Annotated in this window: 13 protein-coding genes; 7 read left to right on the forward strand and 6 right to left on the reverse strand. The window is 70.5% G+C overall.

From position 1 onward, the window contains the following. Positions 1-29 precede the first annotated feature (29 nt). From ACIQ9E_RS14230 to ACIQ9E_RS14240, 3 genes are all read right to left on the reverse strand, one after another. Complete coding sequence (locus tag ACIQ9E_RS14230; protein WP_403706608.1) at positions 30-605, reverse strand: hypothetical protein; 576 nt, start codon at positions 603-605, stop codon at positions 30-32. Positions 606-791: 186 nt separating this feature from the next. Then, positions 792-1,742, reverse strand: coding sequence for a tRNA (adenine-N1)-methyltransferase (locus tag ACIQ9E_RS14235; RefSeq protein WP_403706610.1), 951 nt, complete (start codon positions 1,740-1,742; stop codon positions 792-794). A gap of 133 nt (positions 1,743-1,875) precedes the next feature. Continuing rightward, the gene (locus tag ACIQ9E_RS14240) at positions 1,876-3,126 is read right to left on the reverse strand and encodes a site-2 protease family protein (protein ID WP_403706611.1); all 1,251 of its coding nucleotides are present in this window, start codon (positions 3,124-3,126) and stop codon (positions 1,876-1,878) included. 147 nt (positions 3,127-3,273) lie between these two features. Here ACIQ9E_RS14240 and ACIQ9E_RS14245 point away from each other — a divergent pair, with 147 nt between their 5' ends. Together ACIQ9E_RS14245 and ACIQ9E_RS14250 are read left to right on the forward strand one after the other, a co-directional pair. After that, positions 3,274-4,179 carry a RecB family exonuclease gene (locus tag ACIQ9E_RS14245; protein ID WP_403706613.1) on the forward strand — a complete coding sequence of 302 codons (906 nt, stop codon included), beginning with the start codon at positions 3,274-3,276 and terminating at the stop codon, positions 4,177-4,179. Positions 4,180-4,188: 9 nt separating this feature from the next. After that, entirely contained in the window at positions 4,189-4,860 is a 672-nt protein-coding gene (locus ACIQ9E_RS14250) for a response regulator transcription factor (RefSeq protein WP_006350190.1), read from the forward strand. 108 nt (positions 4,861-4,968) lie between these two features. On the opposite strand, the gene ACIQ9E_RS14255 is transcribed toward ACIQ9E_RS14250, so the two are convergent. The 3 genes from ACIQ9E_RS14255 to metH all read right to left on the reverse strand — a co-directional run bounded on the left by ACIQ9E_RS14255 (position 4,969) and on the right by metH (position 11,432). Continuing rightward, entirely contained in the window at positions 4,969-6,567 is a 1,599-nt protein-coding gene (locus ACIQ9E_RS14255; RefSeq protein WP_403706616.1) for an ABC transporter substrate-binding protein, read from the reverse strand. A 393-nt stretch (positions 6,568-6,960) separates the two neighbouring features. Further along, on the reverse strand, positions 6,961-7,662 hold the full coding sequence (locus tag ACIQ9E_RS14260) for an HAD family hydrolase (protein WP_403706618.1): 702 nt from the start codon (positions 7,660-7,662) through the stop codon (positions 6,961-6,963). A gap of 251 nt (positions 7,663-7,913) precedes the next feature. Beyond that, the gene (gene metH / locus ACIQ9E_RS14265) at positions 7,914-11,432 is read right to left on the reverse strand and encodes a methionine synthase (protein ID WP_403706619.1); all 3,519 of its coding nucleotides are present in this window, start codon (positions 11,430-11,432) and stop codon (positions 7,914-7,916) included. 419 nt (positions 11,433-11,851) lie between these two features. On the opposite strand from metH, the gene ACIQ9E_RS14270 reads away from it, so the two are divergent. The 5 genes from ACIQ9E_RS14270 to ACIQ9E_RS14290 all read left to right on the forward strand — a co-directional run bounded on the left by ACIQ9E_RS14270 (position 11,852) and on the right by ACIQ9E_RS14290 (position 17,952). After that, positions 11,852-12,628 (forward strand): IclR family transcriptional regulator, encoded by a 777-nt coding sequence (locus tag ACIQ9E_RS14270; protein WP_403706837.1) that lies wholly within the window; start codon positions 11,852-11,854, stop codon positions 12,626-12,628. A 530-nt stretch (positions 12,629-13,158) separates the two neighbouring features. Further along, on the forward strand, positions 13,159-13,944 hold the full coding sequence (locus ACIQ9E_RS14275) for an MIP/aquaporin family protein (RefSeq protein ID WP_403706621.1): 786 nt from the start codon (positions 13,159-13,161) through the stop codon (positions 13,942-13,944). A 61-nt stretch (positions 13,945-14,005) separates the two neighbouring features. Beyond that, entirely contained in the window at positions 14,006-15,532 is a 1,527-nt protein-coding gene (glpK, locus tag ACIQ9E_RS14280) for a glycerol kinase GlpK (RefSeq protein WP_403706623.1), read from the forward strand. 5 nt (positions 15,533-15,537) lie between these two features. Further along, complete coding sequence (locus ACIQ9E_RS14285) at positions 15,538-17,148, forward strand: FAD-dependent oxidoreductase (protein WP_403706625.1); 1,611 nt, start codon at positions 15,538-15,540, stop codon at positions 17,146-17,148. Between the two features lie 132 nt (positions 17,149-17,280). After that, positions 17,281-17,952: a FadR/GntR family transcriptional regulator gene (locus ACIQ9E_RS14290; RefSeq protein WP_403706626.1), complete on the forward strand. Its 672-nt coding sequence runs from the start codon at positions 17,281-17,283 to the stop codon at positions 17,950-17,952. The last annotated feature ends 22 nt before the right edge of the window (positions 17,953-17,974 follow it).

Below are 17,974 nucleotides of genomic sequence, written 5' to 3' on the forward strand. Positions count from 1 at the left end.
GTGCCACTGCCGGGCCCGGCCCGCCCGCCTCAGAGGGCGGCGGTGGCGCCCTCCCCTTCGGCGTCGTCGGATGCGCGCAGGAACCTGCCGTCCTGCCAGCGCCAGGTGACGTTCTCGGTCTCGTCCGGGCAGCAGAGCGGGACCTCGGGCGACGAGTAGCCGAGCAGGGTCGCGCCGATCTCCCCCTTCCGTACGGTCAGCGCCGTAAGGGACCGTCGTTCCGCGGGCGCGACAAGGGTCGCGACGACCCGGGCTCCGCCCTCTCTGGTTCGCGCAAGGACATAGATGCCCTCCGGCGGGGTCCCGGAACCCGCCGCACAGCGGGCGGCCGCCACGGTCTCGGCGCCGCCGTCGCCGTCGAGGTCCCCGATGGCCTTCCGCGTGATCATGGTGCCGGTGGCTCCGCAGTCCAGCGGCAGTACGAGGCCGGCGGGGTCGGGCGCCGGTGCCCCCGGGCCGGGCCGGGCCGACGCCTTCGCGGTGGCATCGTCGGGCTGGAGCAGTCCCGCCAGAGCGACGACGGCGGCCATGGCGGCGGCCGTGGCGATCCAGTGCGCGGGTCGGGTGCGGGTGTGCGCGAGGTCCGGGAGCTCCGAGTGCTGCACGCGTGAGGTCTCCTGTGGCGGCGGAGCCGGTGCGGGACCGGCGCAGTGGGGCGGGGGCGGAGGTGGAGCCCGATCGTGCCACACGTCACAGGGGCGCGGAACAGCGGGGTCGCACACGAAGGCGCCGCCGCCGGAATCCCCGGTGCGGGGCAATCCGGCGGCGGCGCCGTGTCGTTGGGGGGTGTGTCAGTCCGTACCGGACGCGGTGTCCTCGGCCGCAGCGCTCTTGGCGTCTTTGGTGTCTTTGGCATCCTTGCCGCCCCAGCCGGTGTAGTCCTCGCCGTAGGCGCCCTTGGCGGGCCGGCGGCGGCGCATCGGCGGTTCCACTCCGTCGGCGAGCCGGCGGGCGGTGACCAGGAAACCGGTGTGGCCGATCATCCGGTGGTCGGGGCGGACGGCGAGTCCTTCGACGTGCCAGTTGCGGATCATCGACTCCCAGGGCTGCGGCTCCGCGAAGCAGCCGATGTCCCGGAGGGCCTCGACGGTCCGGGCGAGCTGGGTGGTCGTGGCGACGTAGCAGCAGAGGATGCCGCCGGGGACGAGCGCCTTGGAGACGGCCTCCAGGCACTCCCACGGGGCGAGCATGTCGAGGACGACACGGTCGACGTCGGTGTCCGAGAGGTTGTCCTGGAGGTCACCGACGGTGAGCTGCCAGGCGGGGTGCTCGCCGCCGAAGTAGCGTTCGACGTTCTGCCGGGCGATCTCGGCGAAGTCGGCGCGCCGCTCGTACGAGTGCAGCATGCCCTGGTCGCCGATGGCGCGCAGGAGGAACGCGCTGAGCGAGCCCGAGCCCACGCCCGCCTCGACGACGCGGGCGCCGGCGAAGATATCGGCGAAGGCCAGGATCTGCCCCGCGTCCTTGGGGTAGACCACGGCGGCGCCGCGGGGCATGGACAGGACGTAGTCGGGGAGCAGGGGGCGCAGCGCGAGATAGGCAACGTTTCCCGTGGTTCGGACCACACTGCCCTCGGGGGCGCCGATCAGCTCGTCGTGCGGGAAGGACCCCTTGTGGGTGTGGAAATTCTTCCCGGCTTCGAGCGTGAAGGTGTAGTGGCGTCCCTTGGGATCGGTGAGCTGGACCTGGTCCCCGACCTTGAAGGGCCCGCGACGGCGGGCGGCACCGGTCGGTTCGGACATGTGACCAGCCTACCGGCCCGTGACCGGGAGCATGACCAGGGGCCGGGGCGGTGGCGCCCGCTTCCCGGGGGACCGGGTCACGGCTCGGGGCGGTCCGCCCCCGGGGCGCCCCGGAGGCGGAGCGAGCCCCGGGTTACCGGGTCATGGCGGCGACGAAGGCGCGTTCCACGTCGGCCGTCGAGAGGACTCCGTAGATCGCCCCGCTGTCCTCGACGACGAGGTACTCCGTGGCGGGGGTGGTCCTGAGGTGTTCGAGGAGGGATTCGCCGACGAGGTCCGCGGGGATCCGCATGCCGTCGGTGAGTTCCTGGGCGAGGCCGCCGACGGCGACCCAGGGGCGGCGGTGCTGGGGTACGCCGACGATCGCGGCTTCGCGGACGAGGGCGGTCGGGCTGCCCTGGCCGTCGACGACGACGAGGGCGCGGGCGCCGGCCTCGTTGGCGCGTCGCAGCGCCTCGGAGAGCGGGGTGTCCGCTTCGACGGGGACGGCGCGGCGGGTGAGGGTACGGGCGGCGAGTTCGGGGAGGTGTTCGCGGAGGCGGGCGCTGCGGAGGCTGTTTCCGGCGCCGGTCCAGATGATCGCGGCCAGGATGGCGGCCAGCAGGGCGTCGGTGACGGACTGCACGCCGCCGATTTCCTGGCCGGGGGTGCCGAGGGCACCCGAATGGGTGAAGAGCGGGAGTCCGATGAGGACGGCGACGGCGAGGGCGCGGCCGACCCAGGCGGCGGCGACGGTGCCGCTCATGGGCTTGCCGGTGATCTTCCAGACGACGGCCCTGAGCATGCGTCCGCCGTCGAGGGGGAGCCCGGGGAGGAGGTTGAAGGCCGCGACGATCAGGTTGGAGATCATCAGTCCGGCGAGCAGGACCCCGGGGACCGTACCGGGTTCGACCGCCCTCATGCCGAGGTAGAAGACCCCGGCCAGGACGAGGGAGAGCAGGGGCCCGACGAAGGCGATGACGAATTCCCGGCCGGGGGTTTCGGACTCCTTCTCGATCTCGGAGGAGCCGCCGAAGAACTGGAGCTGGATACGGCGCACCGGGAGTTTGTAGTGGAGGGCGGCGACGGTGTGGGCGAGTTCGTGGACGAGTACGGAGGCGTAGAAGGCGACGGCGAAGAAGAGGGAGACCAGGTAGTTCAGGCCGCCCAGCTCGGGGAGCACCCGGTTGAGCTGGTCGCCGAAGACCCAGGTGATCAGGGCGGCGACGAGGAACCAGCTCGGGGCGACATAGACGGGTACGCCGAAGGGGCGGCCCATGAGGATGCCGCCTCCGGGGCCGTCGGGGCGCTTGCGCCGGTCGCCGTCCGGGGGTGTGCCGGGGGCGCCGGACGACGCGCGTGAGCGCTCGCTGCTCGAGTCGTTCCTCGAGTCGTGGTCGTTCACGGGGTCCCTTCGTCGCGAAGTCGCCGGTGGTCCTCTGCTTCGATCGTCGCCCGCCGGGTGACGTAACGCTCTGATCGTGCAGTGTCCGGTCCTATGACGTCGATGGTATTGCGCTCGCTGTCAGTGGCGGGCCGTAGGGTCTGAGTCATGAGTACGAGTCAGGCCGTTTCCGGGGAGCCCGCGGGCCCGGTGCCCGCGGCGGCGCCGACGTCGCTGTCGCCGTCGCGGGCGAACGATTTCATGCAGTGCCCGCTGCTCTACCGGTTCCGGGTGATCGACAAGCTGCCGGAGAAGCCGAGTCCGGCTGCCACCCGGGGGACGCTGGTGCATGCGGTGCTGGAGCGGCTCTTCGACGCGCCCGCGGCGGAGCGGACGGCTCCGCGGGCGAAGGCGCTGGTGCCGGGGCAGTGGGACCGGCTGCTGGCGGGCCGGCCCGAGCTGGGCGGGCTGTTCGCGGACGATGCGGGCGGGGAGCAGCTGGCGCGCTGGCTGGGCGAGGCCGAGGCGCTGGTGGAGCGGTGGTTCGGGCTGGAGGATCCGACGCGTCTCGAACCGGCGGAGCGGGAGCTGTTCGTGGAGGCCGAGCTGGAGTCGGGGCTGCGGCTGCGCGGGGTGATCGACCGGGTGGATGTGGCGCCGACGGGCGAGGTGCGGATCGTCGACTACAAGACGGGGAAGGCGCCGCGTCCGGAGTACGGGGAGGGGGCGCTCTTCCAGATGAAGTTCTACGCGCTGGTGGTCTGGAAGCTGAAGAAGGTGCTGCCGCGCCGTTTGCAGCTGGTCTATCTGGGCAGCGGCGATGTGATCACCTACGATCCGGTGCCGGCGGATCTGGAGCGGGTGGAGCGGAAGCTGCTGGCGCTCTGGGACGCGATCAGGCTGGCGACCGAGACGGGTGAGTGGCGGCCGCGGCCGACGAAGCTGTGCGGCTGGTGTGATCATCAGGCGTTCTGTCCTGAGTTCGGCGGGGTTCCGCCGGTGTATCCGCTGAGTGTTTCCCCCGCCGCTCCGGCCGATGTCCCGCAGGGCAGAATGGGCTCCGACCGAGTGTGAGGAGTTTCCGTGGCAATCCGCGTTCTGCTGGTCGACGATCAGCCGCTGCTGCGAACCGGCTTCCGGATGATTCTCGAAGCGGAGCAGGACATCGCGGTCGTCGGCGAGGCCGGTGACGGCCTTCAGGCGCTCGACCAGGTGAGAGCGCTCCAGCCCGATGTGGTGCTGATGGACATCCGGATGCCGCGGATGGACGGGGTGGAGGCGACCCGGCAGATCACGGGTCCGGGTCGGGACGGTCCGGCGAAGGTGCTGGTGCTGACGACCTTCGATCTCGACGAGTACGTGGTGGAGGCGCTGCGGGCGGGGGCCAGCGGGTTTCTGCTCAAGGACGCCCCGGCGAACGAACTGGTGCAGGCGATCCGGGTGGTCGCGGCGGGTGAGGCGATGCTGGCGCCCAGCATCACCCGGCGGCTGCTCGACAAGTACGCGGGGCATCTGCCGTCGGGCGAGGAGCCGGTGCCGGACACGCTGCATACGCTGACCGACCGTGAGGTGGAGGTCCTGAAGCTGGTCGCGCGGGGTCTGTCGAATGCCGAGATCGCGGCGGATCTGTTCGTCAGCGAGACGACGGTGAAGACGCATGTGGGGCATGTGCTGACCAAGCTCGGGCTGCGGGACCGGGTCCAGGCCGCGGTGTACGCGTACGAGAGCGGTCTGGTCCGCCCGGGCGCACAGTAGGCGCCCCTCTCCCTCGGAGGGGGGACGGACGGTGAAGCGGCGGCGGGCCGGGCCCGCCGCCGCTTCGGCGTCTGTGGACGGCCCGCCCCGGGACGGGCGGGCCGCCGGTTACTTCTTGACCGCCTTCAGCTCCCAGATCTGAAGGTCGGAGGTGGAGTTGAGCAGCAGTTCGATACCGCCGACGCCCTTGCGGGCGGCGACGTACTGCCTGCCCTGCCAGAGCGGCAGCACGGGCACGTCGTCGGCGACGATGTCCTGCATGGTGCTGAACGCCCCGGCGGCCGCGGTCCGGTCGGCGTGGCGGCGCGACTGCGGGATCAGGCTGCGGATCTCGTTGCTGACGTAGGGCGAGTTGAGGAAGTTGTCCTTGTCGAGGAAGGGCGCGATGTAGTTGTCGGGGTCCGGGAAGTCGGGGAACCAGCCCATGCCGTAGACGGGGTACTCGCCGCGCTTCTGGGCGGCCCGGAAGGCGGACCATTCGGCGCCCTGGACGGTCACCTGGAAGAGTCCGGACTTGTTGAGCTGGCTCCGCAGCACCTCGAACTCGCGGGCGGTGCCGGCCCCGTAGCGGTCGGTGGTGTAGTGGAGCTTGAGCTTGACCGGGGTGCGGATACCGGCCTTCTTGAGGATCTTCTCGGCCTTCTCGACGCTCGGCTCGCCGTACTCGTTGTAGAAGGAGTTCTTGTGCGCGCCGATACTGGCCGGGATGAGGGAGTACAGCGGCTCGGCGGCGGAGCCGTAGACCTGTCCGGCGATCTGGCCGCGGTCGATGACCGACGCCATGGCCTGCCGTACCGCCTTGTCCTTCACGGACGGGTCGGCGGTGTTGAAGGCGAGGTAGCGGATGGAGAGTCCGGGCATCTCGACGAGTTCGATGTCCTTGTTCCGGTTCGTGCTGAGGGTTTTGATCTGCTCCGGGGACATCTCCCGGGTCATCACGTCGATCTCCCCCGTCTCCAGCGCCTGGCCCATGGCCTTGGCGTCGGCGAAGACCCTCATCTCGACCTTCTGGTTGAGGACCTTGATATCGCCCTTGTAGGACTCGTTGCGGCTGAAGACGACCTTGCTGATCCGGTTGTCCTTGACCGTCGCCTTCATGGTGTACGGACCGGAGCCGTCGACCTGGAAGCCGTCGCGGAGCTTCTTGCCCTCGTACTTCTTCTTGCTGACGATGCTCGCGACGGGCGTGGAGAGCTTGAACGGGAAGGTCGCGTCCGGGATGGAGAGATGGAAGACGACATCGTGGTCGCCCTTGGTCTCGATCTTGTCGACGGTGGAGAGCAGACCGGCGGTGCCGTTGTCCGAGTCGATGGCCCGGACCCGCTCGATGGAGAACTTGACGTCCTCGGCGGTGACCGCGGTGCCGTCGGCGAACTTCAGACCGCTGCGGAGCTTGCAGCGGAAGCTCTGGCTGGCGTTGTCGGTGAAGGAGCAGGATTCGGCGGCCTCGGGGGTGGGCAGTCCTCCGCCGTGCGGGGTGCGCATCAGGGTCTGGAGGCTGGGCCGCAGGACGTTCCAGGCGCCGGTGTCGTAGGCGTGTGCCGGGTCGAGGGGGGCGGGGTTGTCCTTGCCGCCGGCGATCTGGTCCGTGGTGCCCACGACAATGGTTCCCCCGCCGGAGGCGCCGCCCTTCGAGTCGCCGCAGGCGACGAGCACGGGCGCGAGCAGGCCGACCACGGCCGGCAGCACCAAAGTCTTACGGTTCATCCTGGACGTTCTCCTCATCCGGCACTGGGTACTGCGTGCGAGAAGCCCCCGCCGCGCCGCCCGTTCGGGACGGTGCGAGCCATCCGGGAATCCGGCGCGGTCGGCCCCGGTTTCGCGACGGTGGTACGGCGCCGGGGCGTTTCGGTGGTGCGGTGAGGACTCGCGAAGACATTAGTCGGCGCCGTCAGGACGGTTGGACCGGGCTGCAGTTGGGGTGTAATCGCTGAGTGACCGGTCATATCCCGGCCGCAACACCCATCACCCGGAATGATTCGTACACGACTCCATCAATACGGACACAAGGATCCGCCCCGGGCACCGAGGGGAGCCGGCGGGGCGGATATCGGCATACCGTCCAGCACACACAGAGTGACGAATGTCACGCAGGAAAACTTATGGGCGGGGTTCGGTCATCAAGGCCCGGAGGAAGGCCAGGTCCACGGAGCGGAGGGAGTCCACGACGACCCGGCCGGGGGCGGCGGGGATGGGTGCCACGGAGGGCACGGCGACCACGCGGCAGCCCGCCGCCTCGGCGGAGGCCACCCCGGTCGCGGTGTCCTCGACGACGGCGCAGCGCCACGGCGCCACTCCCAGGCCCTGGGCGGCCAGCAGATAGGGGTCCGGGTGCGGCTTGGTCCGCGGCACCTCGTCACCGGCGACGGAGAGCGCGAAATCGTGCGGGAGGGAGTCCAGGACCCGGTCGATGATCCGCCGGTGGGAGGCGGAGACCAGGGCCGTCGGCATACCGGCCGAGGCCAGTTCGGTCAGGAGCCCGGCCGCGCCCGGCATCAGCGGCACCCCTTCACTGATGCGCTTCTCGAAGGCGTCGTTGAGCAGGACGGTCAGCTCCGGCAGGGCGATATCGGCGCCGGTGACCTCGATCAGATAGCCGGCGCTGCGGGTCATCGGGCCGCCGACGACGACCTCGCGCCAGGCGTCGTCCAGCCGGTGGCCGAGGTCGGCGAAGACCCGGACCTCCGCGTCCCACCAGAAACCCTCCGTGTCCACCAGGGTGCCGTCCATGTCCAGCAGAACGGCGCCGAGGGCCGACCCGTCCGCCGCAGGGGCGAGGGACGCGGGGATCGCGCTGGTCATCGGCATACCTCCGGAAGGGACGAGAAGGCCGGCCGCCTCTCCCCTCGGCTTCCCCGCCGGGACAGGCGACCGGCCTGCGTTGGACCGACAAGTGTACGACTCGGGCGGCCTGAATGCGCTGTTTTACCCACCGGCATCGGCTGTTCGCATGATGGTCCGACTACCGGATGATTCCGGTCACCGGGTGTCGCCGGGGGACGAGCAGACCGTGTCGGCGGCCGCGGCCGCCGGGGTGGGGCGGATGCCGCCGGTCAGCGGGCGTTGAAGTACTTGGCCTCCGGGTGGTGGATCACGATGGCGTCCGTGGACTGCTCGGGGTGGAGCTGGAACTCCTCGGAGAGCCGGACGCCGATCCGCTCGGGCTGCAGCAGTTCGGCGATCTTCGCCCGGTCCTCCAGATCGGGGCAGGCCCCGTAGCCGAGGGAGAAGCGCGCGCCGCGGTACTTGAGCGCGAACATGTCCTCCACGGCGTCCGGGTCCTCGCCGCCGAAGCCCAGCTCGGCCCGGACCCTGGCGTGCCAGTACTCGGCCAGCGCCTCGGCCAGCTGGACGGAGAGCCCGTGCAGCTCCAGATAGTCGCGGTAGGCGTCGCCCGCGAACAGTTCGGCGGTGGCCTCGCCGATCCTCGATCCGACGGTGACGACCTGGAAGCCGACGACGTCCCGCTCCCCCGACTCCTCGGGCCGGAAGAAGTCGGCCAGGCAGAGCCGGCGGCCGCGGCGCTGGCGCGGGAAGGAGAAGCGGGTCCGCTCGGAGCCGTCCTCGTTGAGGACGATGAGGTCGTCGCCCTTGGAGACGCAGGGGAAGTAGCCGTACACGACGGCCGCTTCGAGCAGGTTCCGGGTGTGGAGCTGGTCCAGCAGCCCGCGCAGCCGCGGCCGCCCCTCGGTCTCGACCAGTTCCTCGTAGCTCGGGCCGTCGCCGGTGCGGTTCTGCTTGAGGCCCCACTGCCCCTTGAAGAGCGCGCCCTCGTCCAGCCAGGACGCGTACTCCTTGAGCTGGATGCCCTTGATGACCCGGGTGCCCCAGAACGGCGGTTCCGGTACGGGGTTGTCGACGGCGACGTCGGAGCGGGCCGCGCCCTCCTCGGGGCGCTCCTCAACCGCGGTCGCGGCGGGCCGTACCCGGCGCTGCTTCAGCTCGGGCAGGGCGGCGCCGGGGACCCCGCGCTTGACCCCGATCAGGGCATCCATCAGCCGGAGGCCCTCGAAGGCATCCCGGGCGTAGCGGACCTCTCCCTCGTACAGCTCGTGCAGGTCCTGTTCGACATAGGCCCGGGTCAGGGCGGCACCGCCGAGGATCACGGGGTAGTCCGCCGCGATCTTCCGCTGGTTCATCTCCTCCAGGTTCTCCTTCATGATCACCGTGGATTTGACCAGCAGACCGGACATGCCGATGACATCGGCCCGGTGCTCCTCGGCGGCCTCCAGGATCGCGGAGACGGGCTGCTTGATCCCGAGGTTGACGACGTTGTAGCCGTTGTTGGAGAGGATGATGTCGACGAGGTTCTTGCCGATGTCGTGGACGTCGCCGCGCACGGTGGCGAGCACGATCGTGCCCTTGCCCTCGGCGTCCGACTTCTCCATATGCGGCTCCAGATGGGCCACCGCGTTCTTCATGACCTCGGCGGACTGGAGGACGAACGGCAGCTGCATCCGGCCCGAGCCGAAGAGTTCGCCGACGACCTTCATACCCTCCAGGAGGGTGTCGTTGACGATGTCGAGGGCGGGCCGGTCGCGCAGCGCCTCGTCGAGGTCGGCCTCCAGACCGTTCTTCTCGCCGTCGATGATCCGGCGCTGGAGCCGCTCCTCCAGCGGCAGGGTGAGCAGTTCCTGGGCCTTGCCCGCCTTCAGGGATTTGGTGTCGACGCCTTCGAACAGCTCCATCAGCTTCTGGAGCGGGTCGTAGCCCTCGCGGCGCCGGTCGTAGATGAGGTCGAGCGCGGTGCCGACCTGCTCGTCGTCGAAGCGGGCGATCGGCAGGATCTTGGAGGCGTGGACAATGGCGGAGTCGAGTCCGGCCTTGACGCATTCGTCGAGGAAGACCGAGTTCAGCAGGATCCGGGCGGCCGGGTTGAGGCCGAAGGAGATATTGGACAGACCGAGGGTGGTCTGGACGTCCGGGTGCCGTCGCTTCAGCTCCCGGATGGCCTCGATGGTGTGCACACCGTCGCGGCGGGACTCCTCCTGGCCGGTGCAGATGGTGAAGGTGAGGGTGTCGACGAGGATGTCGGACTCGTGGATGCCCCAGTTGCCCGTGAGGTCGGCGATCAGTCGCTGGGCGACGGCGACCTTGTTCTCGACGGTACGGGCCTGGCCCTCCTCGTCGATGGTGAGCGCGATCAGCGCGGCGCCGTGCTCCTGCGCCAGCCGGGTGACCTGGGCGAAGCGGGATTCGGGGCCGTCGCCGTCCTCGTAGTTGACGGAGTTGATGACGGCCCGGCCGCCGAGCTTTTCCAGTCCGGCCCGGATGACGTCGACCTCGGTGGAGTCCAGCACGATCGGGAGGGTGGAGGCGGTGGCGAACCGGCCGGCCAGTTCGGCCATGTCCGCGACGCCGTCCCGGCCCACGTAGTCGACGCAGAGGTCGAGCATATGGGCGCCTTCGCGGATCTGGTCGCGGGCCATCTCGACGCAGTCGTCCCAGCGGGCCTCCAGCATCGCCTCACGGAACTTCTTGGAGCCGTTGGCGTTGGTCCGCTCGCCGATCGCGAGGTACGAGGTGTCCTGGCGGAACGGCACGGTCTGGTAGAGGGAGGCGGCACCCGGCTCCGGGCGCGGCTCGCGCTCGGGGGGCGTCAGCCCGCGGACCCGCTCGACGACCTGGCGCAGATGCTCGGGGGTCGTACCGCAGCAGCCGCCGATCAGGGAGAGCCCGTACTCCTGGACGAAGGTCTCCTGGGCATCGGCCAGGCCCTCGGCGTCCAGCGGGAAGTAGGCGCCGTCCTTGCCGAGGACGGGGAGGCCGGCATTGGGCATGCAGAGCAGCGGGATACGGGAGTGGCGGGCGAGATAGCGCAGGTGCTCGCTCATCTCGGCCGGGCCGGTGGAGCAGTTCAGCCCGATCATGTCGATGCCGAGCGGTTCCAGCGCGGTCAGCGCGGCACCGATCTCGGAGCCCAGCAGCATGGTGCCGGTGGTCTCGAAGGCCATCGAACACAGCAGCGGCAGCTCGATGCCGGTGGCCTCCATGGCCCGCCGGGAGCCGAGGATCGCGGCCTTGGTCTGGAGCAGGTCCTGAGTGGTCTCGACCAGCAGGGCGTCCGCACCGCCGGCGATCAGCCCCTCGGCGTTGGCCTGGAAACCGTCGCGCAGGGCGGTGTACGGAGCGTGGCCGAGGGTCGGCAGTTTGGTGCCGGGCCCGATGGAGCCGAGGACCCAGCGCTGCCCGCCGCCGGACGCGGTGTAGGCGTCGGCGACCTCACGGGCGATCCGGGCGCCCGCCTCGGACAGTTCGTGGATGCGGTCGGCGATCTCGTACTCGCCCAGGGCGGACTGGTTGGCACCGAAGGTATTGGTCTCGACGCAGTCGACACCGGCGTCGAAGTAGGCCTCGTGGACCGAACGGACGATGTCCGGACGGGTGACGTTGAGGACTTCGTTGCAGCCCTCCAGATCCTGGAAGTCCTCCATCGTGGGGTCCTGGGCCTGGAGCATCGTGCCCATGGCACCGTCGGCGACGACAACCCGGTTGGCGAGGGCCTCGCGGAGACCGGCGATCCGGGCCCGGCTGTCTGCGGAGGGTACGGAAGGGGTGGGCGACGAGGCCATGAACGGGCTCCCTGGGCTGCGACGGCTGTCGGCTTTGCGGCTTCCGGCGAGAAGGCGCACGGAGTCAGGGTAACCGGGCCCGGCGCCGGACGGTGAGGCCGTCCCATCCGGCGGACGCACGGAATAAGCCCCTCCGCCGGATGCCGGGGTACGGTCCGGGGCCGGCCGCCGCCTTCCGGCCGGGTCCGGCGCCGGTACAGGGAACCCGGCGAGTACGGCCGTGCGGCTGATTCCCCGGCCGGATACCGGGCGGTAGGGCGGACCGGCCGGCGGCTCCGGCGGCCGACTCCCAGGTTTATGGGGTTTATGGGGTTCTCGTGAAGCTTTCGGCCGCGAGATACTCACTCCACAGCGGGCATGGTCGACATCGGCCGATAGTGTTCAGCATTGTCGAACAGCAGTGGAGAGGGCCCGATCCGATGGCGAAGAACATCCAGTCGCTGGAGCGCGCGGCGGCGATGCTGCGGCTGCTCGCGGGCGGCGAGCGCCGGCTCGGCCTGTCGGACATCGCCTCGTCGCTCGATCTGGCCAAGGGGACCGCCCACGGCATTCTCCGTACGCTCCAGGCCGAGGGCTTCGTCGAACAGGACCCGGCGTCCGGCCGCTACCAGCTCGGCGCGGAGCTGCTCCGGCTGGGCAACAGCTACCTCGACGTCCACGAGCTGCGCGCCCGCGCCCTGGTGTGGACGGACGATCTGGCCCGCTCCAGCGGCGAGAGCGTCCACCTCGGGGTGCTGCACCAGCACGGGGTCCTCATCGTCCACCACGTCTTCCGGCCCGACGACAGCCGTCAGGTGCTGGAGGTCGGCGCGATGCAGCCGCTGCACTCCACTGCCCTGGGGAAGGTGCTGGCCGCGTACGACCCGGTGGCGCACTCGGAGGCGGTCGAGGCGGAGCGCAAGACCTTCACCCCGCTGACCGTGACCGGACTGACCGCGTTCGAGTCCGTCCTGGCGGAGACCAGGGCCCGGGGCTGGGGCGCGGACGTGGAGGAGACCTGGGAGGGCGTGGCGGCGGTCGCGGCGCCCGTCCACGACCGGCGCCGGATGCCGGTGGGCGCGGTCGCCATCACAGGGGCCGTGGAACGGGTGTGCGAGTTCCGGGAGGAGCGGCGGGAGCTGCGCCCCGAGCTGATCACGGCCGTACGGGAGTGCGCCAGGGCGGTCTCGCGCGATCTGGGCGCCGGACGCTTCTGAGCCGCCGCCGGGCCCGGCGCGTCCCGCGCCCTTCGTACCCGGCCGCACAGCATCGCAGGCAGGGCCGGGGCCGGCTCCGCACCGGGGCATACCCGCAGAAGGCCCGGCCCCCGCGCGGCGGCGCACTCGCCGCGCGGCACCGGATCCGGGCCCCACCTGCCGCGCGCCGGACCGTTCCCGGCTCCGCCGGAGCAGGGCCGCACACCGGACCGGCGCATGACATCGAGCGCAACGGCAATTCCGGGCGCATCATCGGATAACCGCACATTTCCATAGAGTCACCACACGCCGGAACGGTGGCCTCGGTTCCGGTTTTTCCGAACCTCAGGGCGTCCAGGCCTTGACGGCATGTTGAGGCGGAGGAAAACTGCCGTTCATCGGTCGGCATTGTCGAACAACTGACGAAAATCCGCGTTAGAGTGTGACAGCGCCCAAGGACCGATACCCGCCCCGCCGGCTCCCGCCGCGGGACGCGAGCCACCGGAGGAACCGGGGTTCGCCACACCTGGACAAAGGACAAAGGAGTCGCGGTGTCCAGCTCCAATATCTTCATCGGCGAAGTCATCGGTACCGCCGTCCTGATCCTGCTCGGCGGCGGTGTGGTCGCCGCCGTCTCGCTGAAGAAGTCCAAAGCGCGCGGTGCGGGCTGGCTGGCCATCACCTTCGGCTGGGGCTTCGCCGTGATGACCGCCGTGTACATGACGAGTTCCCTCTCCGGCGCCCATCTGAACCCCGCCGTCACCATCGGTATCGCCATCACGGACGGAACCTGGTCGAACGTCCCCTACTACGTCCTGGGCCAGATCCTCGGCGCGATGATCGGCTCCGCGCTCGTCGTGGTCGCCTACTACGGACAGTTCATGGCGCATCTCACCGACCGCGAGATCATCGGCGATCCCGCGGACAAGCCGGTCATCGAAGGCTCCGGGGGCGGAAACGCCGGGCCGGTCCTCGGCATCTTCTCCACCGGCCCCGAGATCCGCGTCGTCTGGCAGAACCTCGCCACCGAAATCCTCGGTACGGCCGTCCTCGTGCTCGCCGTGCTCACCCAGGGCCTGAATGCCGAGGGCAAGGGGCTGAGCACCCTCGGCGCCCTGATCACCGCCTTCGTCGTGGTCGGTATCGGCCTCTCCCTCGGCGGCCCGACGGGCTACGCCATCAACCCGGCCCGTGACCTCGGTCCCCGGATCGTCCACGCCCTCCTCCCGCTGCCCAACAAGGGCGGCTCGGACTGGACCTATGCGTGGATCCCCGTGGTGGGACCGCTTGCGGGCGGTGCCCTCGCAGCGGGTATCTACGATCTCGCGTTCGCCTGAGACGGGATCCGAGTCCCGTGAGACCCCATCGACCACCGAGCCTTCCGAGCAGGAGCACCCCGTGACCGACGCACACACCGCCGGACCGTTCATCGCCGCCATCGACCAGGGCACCACGTCCAGTCGCTGCATCGTCTTCGACAAGGACGGCCGGATCGTCTCGGTCGACCAGAAGGAACACGAGCAGATCTTCCCGAAGCCGGGCTGGGTCGAGCACGACGCCGCCGAGATCTGGACCAATGTCCAGGAGGTGGTGGCGGGCGCCCTCGCGAAGGCCGGGATCACCCGGGACGACGTGCAGGCGATCGGCATCACCAACCAGCGCGAGACCACGCTGCTGTGGGACCGCGCCACCGGTGAGCCGGTGCACAACGCGATCGTCTGGCAGGACACCCGTACCGACGCGCTCTGCCGGGAACTGGGCCGCAACGTCGGCCAGGACCGCTTCCGCCGCGAGACCGGGCTGCCGCTCGCCAGCTACTTCGCCGGGCCGAAGGTCCGCTGGCTGCTGGACAACGTCGAGGGCCTGCGCGAGCGCGCCGAACGCGGTGACATCCTCTTCGGCACCATGGACTCCTGGGTCATCTGGAACCTCACCGGTGGAGTCGACGGCGGTGTCCATGTCACGGATGTGACCAATGCGTCGCGCACCATGCTGATGAACCTCCACACCATGGCGTGGGACGACAAGATCCTCACCTCCATGGAGGTGCCCGCGGCGGTCCTGCCGGAGATCCGCTCCTCCTCCGAGGTGTACGGCACCGCCAAGGGCGGCGTACTCGACGGTGTGCCCGTCGCCTCCGCTCTCGGTGACCAGCAGGCCGCCCTCTTCGGCCAGACCTGCTTCTCCGAGGGCGAGGCCAAGTCCACGTACGGCACCGGCACCTTCATGCTGATGAACACCGGCGGCACCCCGGTGAACTCGTACAACGGACTGCTGACCACGGTCGGCTACCGGATCGGCGACCAGGCCCCGGTCTACGCCCTGGAAGGCTCCATCGCCGTCACCGGCTCGCTGGTGCAGTGGATGCGCGACCAGATGGGGCTGATCAAGTCGGCCGCCGAGATCGAGACCCTCGCCCTGTCGGTGGAGGACAACGGCGGCGCCTATGTCGTCCCCGCCTTCTCCGGGCTCTTCGCCCCCTACTGGCGGTCGGACGCCCGCGGTGTGATCGCCGGTCTGACCAGGTACGTCACCAAGGCGCATATCGCCCGTGCCGTGCTGGAGGCCACGGCCTGGCAGACCCGTGAGATCACGGACGCCATGACCAAGGACTCCGGCGTCGAACTGACCGCCCTCAAGGTCGACGGCGGAATGACCTCCAACAACCTGCTGATGCAGACCCTCGCCGACGTTCTGGACGCACCCGTCGTGCGCCCGATGGTCGCCGAGACCACCTGCCTCGGCGCGGCCTACGCCGCCGGCCTCGCGGTCGGCTTCTGGCCGGACACCGACGCGCTCCGCGCCAACTGGCGCCGGGCCGCCGAATGGACCCCTCGCATGGACGCCGACCGGCGCCGGAGCGAGTACAAGAACTGGCTCAAGGCCGTCGAGCGGACCATGGGCTGGATCGAGCACGAGGAGTAATCGAAATGACCACCCTGCAGAGCGTTCCGGCCCTCGGGACGCACCCGGCCGCAGGCTCCCTGCCGGGCCGTGCCGAGACCCGGGAGCAGCTGGCCCGGGCCACCTACGATCTCCTGGTGATCGGCGGCGGCATCCTGGGCATCTCCACCGCCTGGCACGCCGCCCAGGCCGGGCTGCGGGTGGCCCTGGTGGACGCCGGCGACTTCGCCGGCGCCACCTCCTCCGCCTCCTCCAAACTGCTCCACGGCGGTCTGCGCTACCTCCAGACCGGTGCGGTGAAGCTGGTCGCGGAGAACCACTTCGAGCGGCGGGCGGTCTCCCGCGAGGTCGCCCCGCATCTCTCCAACCCGCTCACCTTCTATCTGCCCGTCTACAAGGGCGGACCGCACGGTGCGGCCAAGCTGGGCGCCGGTGTCTTCGCGTACTCGGCCCTCTCCGCCTTCGGCGACGGCGTCGGCCATGTGATCAGCCCGTCCCGGGCCCGCCGGGACGTGCCCGAGCTGCGCACCGACGGGCTGAAGGCCGTCGCGGTCTACGGCGACGACCAGATGAACGACGCCCGGATGGCGCTGATGACGGTCCGCGCGGCCGTCGCCGCCGGTGCCACCGTCCTCAACCACGCGGAGGTCACCGGACTGCGGTTCACCAAGGGCCGGGTGAGCGGTGCCGACCTCAGGGACCGTACCGACGGAACCGAGTTCGGGGTCACCGCCCGGCTGGTCCTCAACGCCACCGGCCCGTGGGTGGACCACCTGCGGCGGATGGAGGACCCGAACGCGGCCCCGTCGATCCGGCTCTCCAAGGGCGCGCACCTGGTCCTCAAGCGCACCTCCCCCTGGCGGGCGGCGCTGGCCACCCCGATCGACAAGTACCGGATCACCTTCGCCCTGCCGTGGGAGGACATGCTCCTGCTCGGTACGACGGACGAGATGTACGAGGGCGACCCCGCCGATGTGTCGGTCACCGAGAAGGACACCGCGCAGATCCTCGACGAGGCCGCCTTCTCGGTCCGGGACCAGCAGCTCTCGCGCGATCTGATCACCTACTCCTTCGCCGGACTGCGGGTGCTGCCGGGCGGCCCCGGCGACACCTCCCGGGCCAAGCGGGAGACCGTGGTCACCGAGGGCGCGGGCGGCATGCTGTCGATCGCGGGCGGCAAGTGGACGACCTTCCGCCATATCGGCCGTACGATCATGAACAAGCTGGCGGCTCTGCCCGGACAGCCGCTGTCCGAGGACATGACCCCGATCGGGAGCCTGCCGCGGAAGCTGCCGCTGCCCGGCATAGCCAATCCGCGCGCGGTCGAGCACCGGCTGCTGGTCGACGGGCCGGCGCCCGGCCCCCGGATGGCCGCGGACACCGCCCGCCATCTCGCCACCCACTACGGTTCGCTGGCGTTCGACATCGCCCGGCTCGCCAACGACGACCGCGCGCTGGCCGAGCGGATCCACCCCGACGCCCCGGAGATCTGGGCCCAGGTCGTGTACGCGCGCGACCACGAGTGGGCCGAGACCGCGGACGACGTGCTGCGCCGCCGTACCACGCTGACCATTCGCGGCCTGGCCACGGACGAGATCCGGGGCCGGGTGGAGGGTCTGCTGGCGCAGCGGTCCTGACCCCCCGCGGGTGCCCGCCCTCCCCGCGGGCACCCGGTCGCACCCCCGTCGTGGGCGGCTCCGCCGGAGCCGCCCACGCGGTACTCTCGGACACCGTCAGACGTCCGATGACTCACGGGACGGGGGCGCCTCATGGCCGTCACGGACGACGCGATCGAGAAGATCAAAGACATGATCGTCTCGGGCGAGCTGCGGCCCGGCGACCGGCTCCCCCGGGAGAGCGAACTGGCCGCGGGTCTCGGACTGTCGCGCAATTCGCTGCGGGAGGCCGTCCGGGCGCTCTCGGTGCTCCGGATCCTCGACGTCCGGCAGGGCGACGGCACCTATGTGACCGGTCTCGACGCCCGGATGCTGAGGGAGGCGCTCCGCTTCGTCGCGGACTGCCACCGCGACGACACGGCGCCGGAGTTCCTTGCCGTACGCCGGATCCTGGAGCCCGCGGCGACGGGTCTCGCGGCCGGCCGGATCACCGGTGCGGCGCTCGCGGAGCTGGACGCGCAGGTGGACGCGCTGGGCCCGGAGACCTCGGTGGACGAGCTGGTCGAAGCCGATCTCGCCTTCCACCGCGGCATCGTCCGCTGGTCGGGCAATTCGGTCCTGTGCGCCCTCCTCGACGGGCTGGCAGGACCTGCGAGCCGGGCCAGGATCTGGCGGGGGCCGAGCCGGGAGAGTGCCATCGGGACCGCGGTCGACGAACACCGGGCGATCCTGGCCGCACTGCGCGACGGGGACGCGGAAGCGGCCCGCTCCTGGGCGACGGTGCATATCGCGAGTGCGGAGCGGTGGCTCCGCTCGGCGCACTGAGACGGCGCGTTCCCCGGACCGC

This window comes from Streptomyces sp. NPDC094448 (assembly GCF_044763775.1).
In the GTDB taxonomy this organism is placed as follows: Bacteria; Actinomycetota; Actinomycetes; order Streptomycetales; family Streptomycetaceae; genus Streptomyces.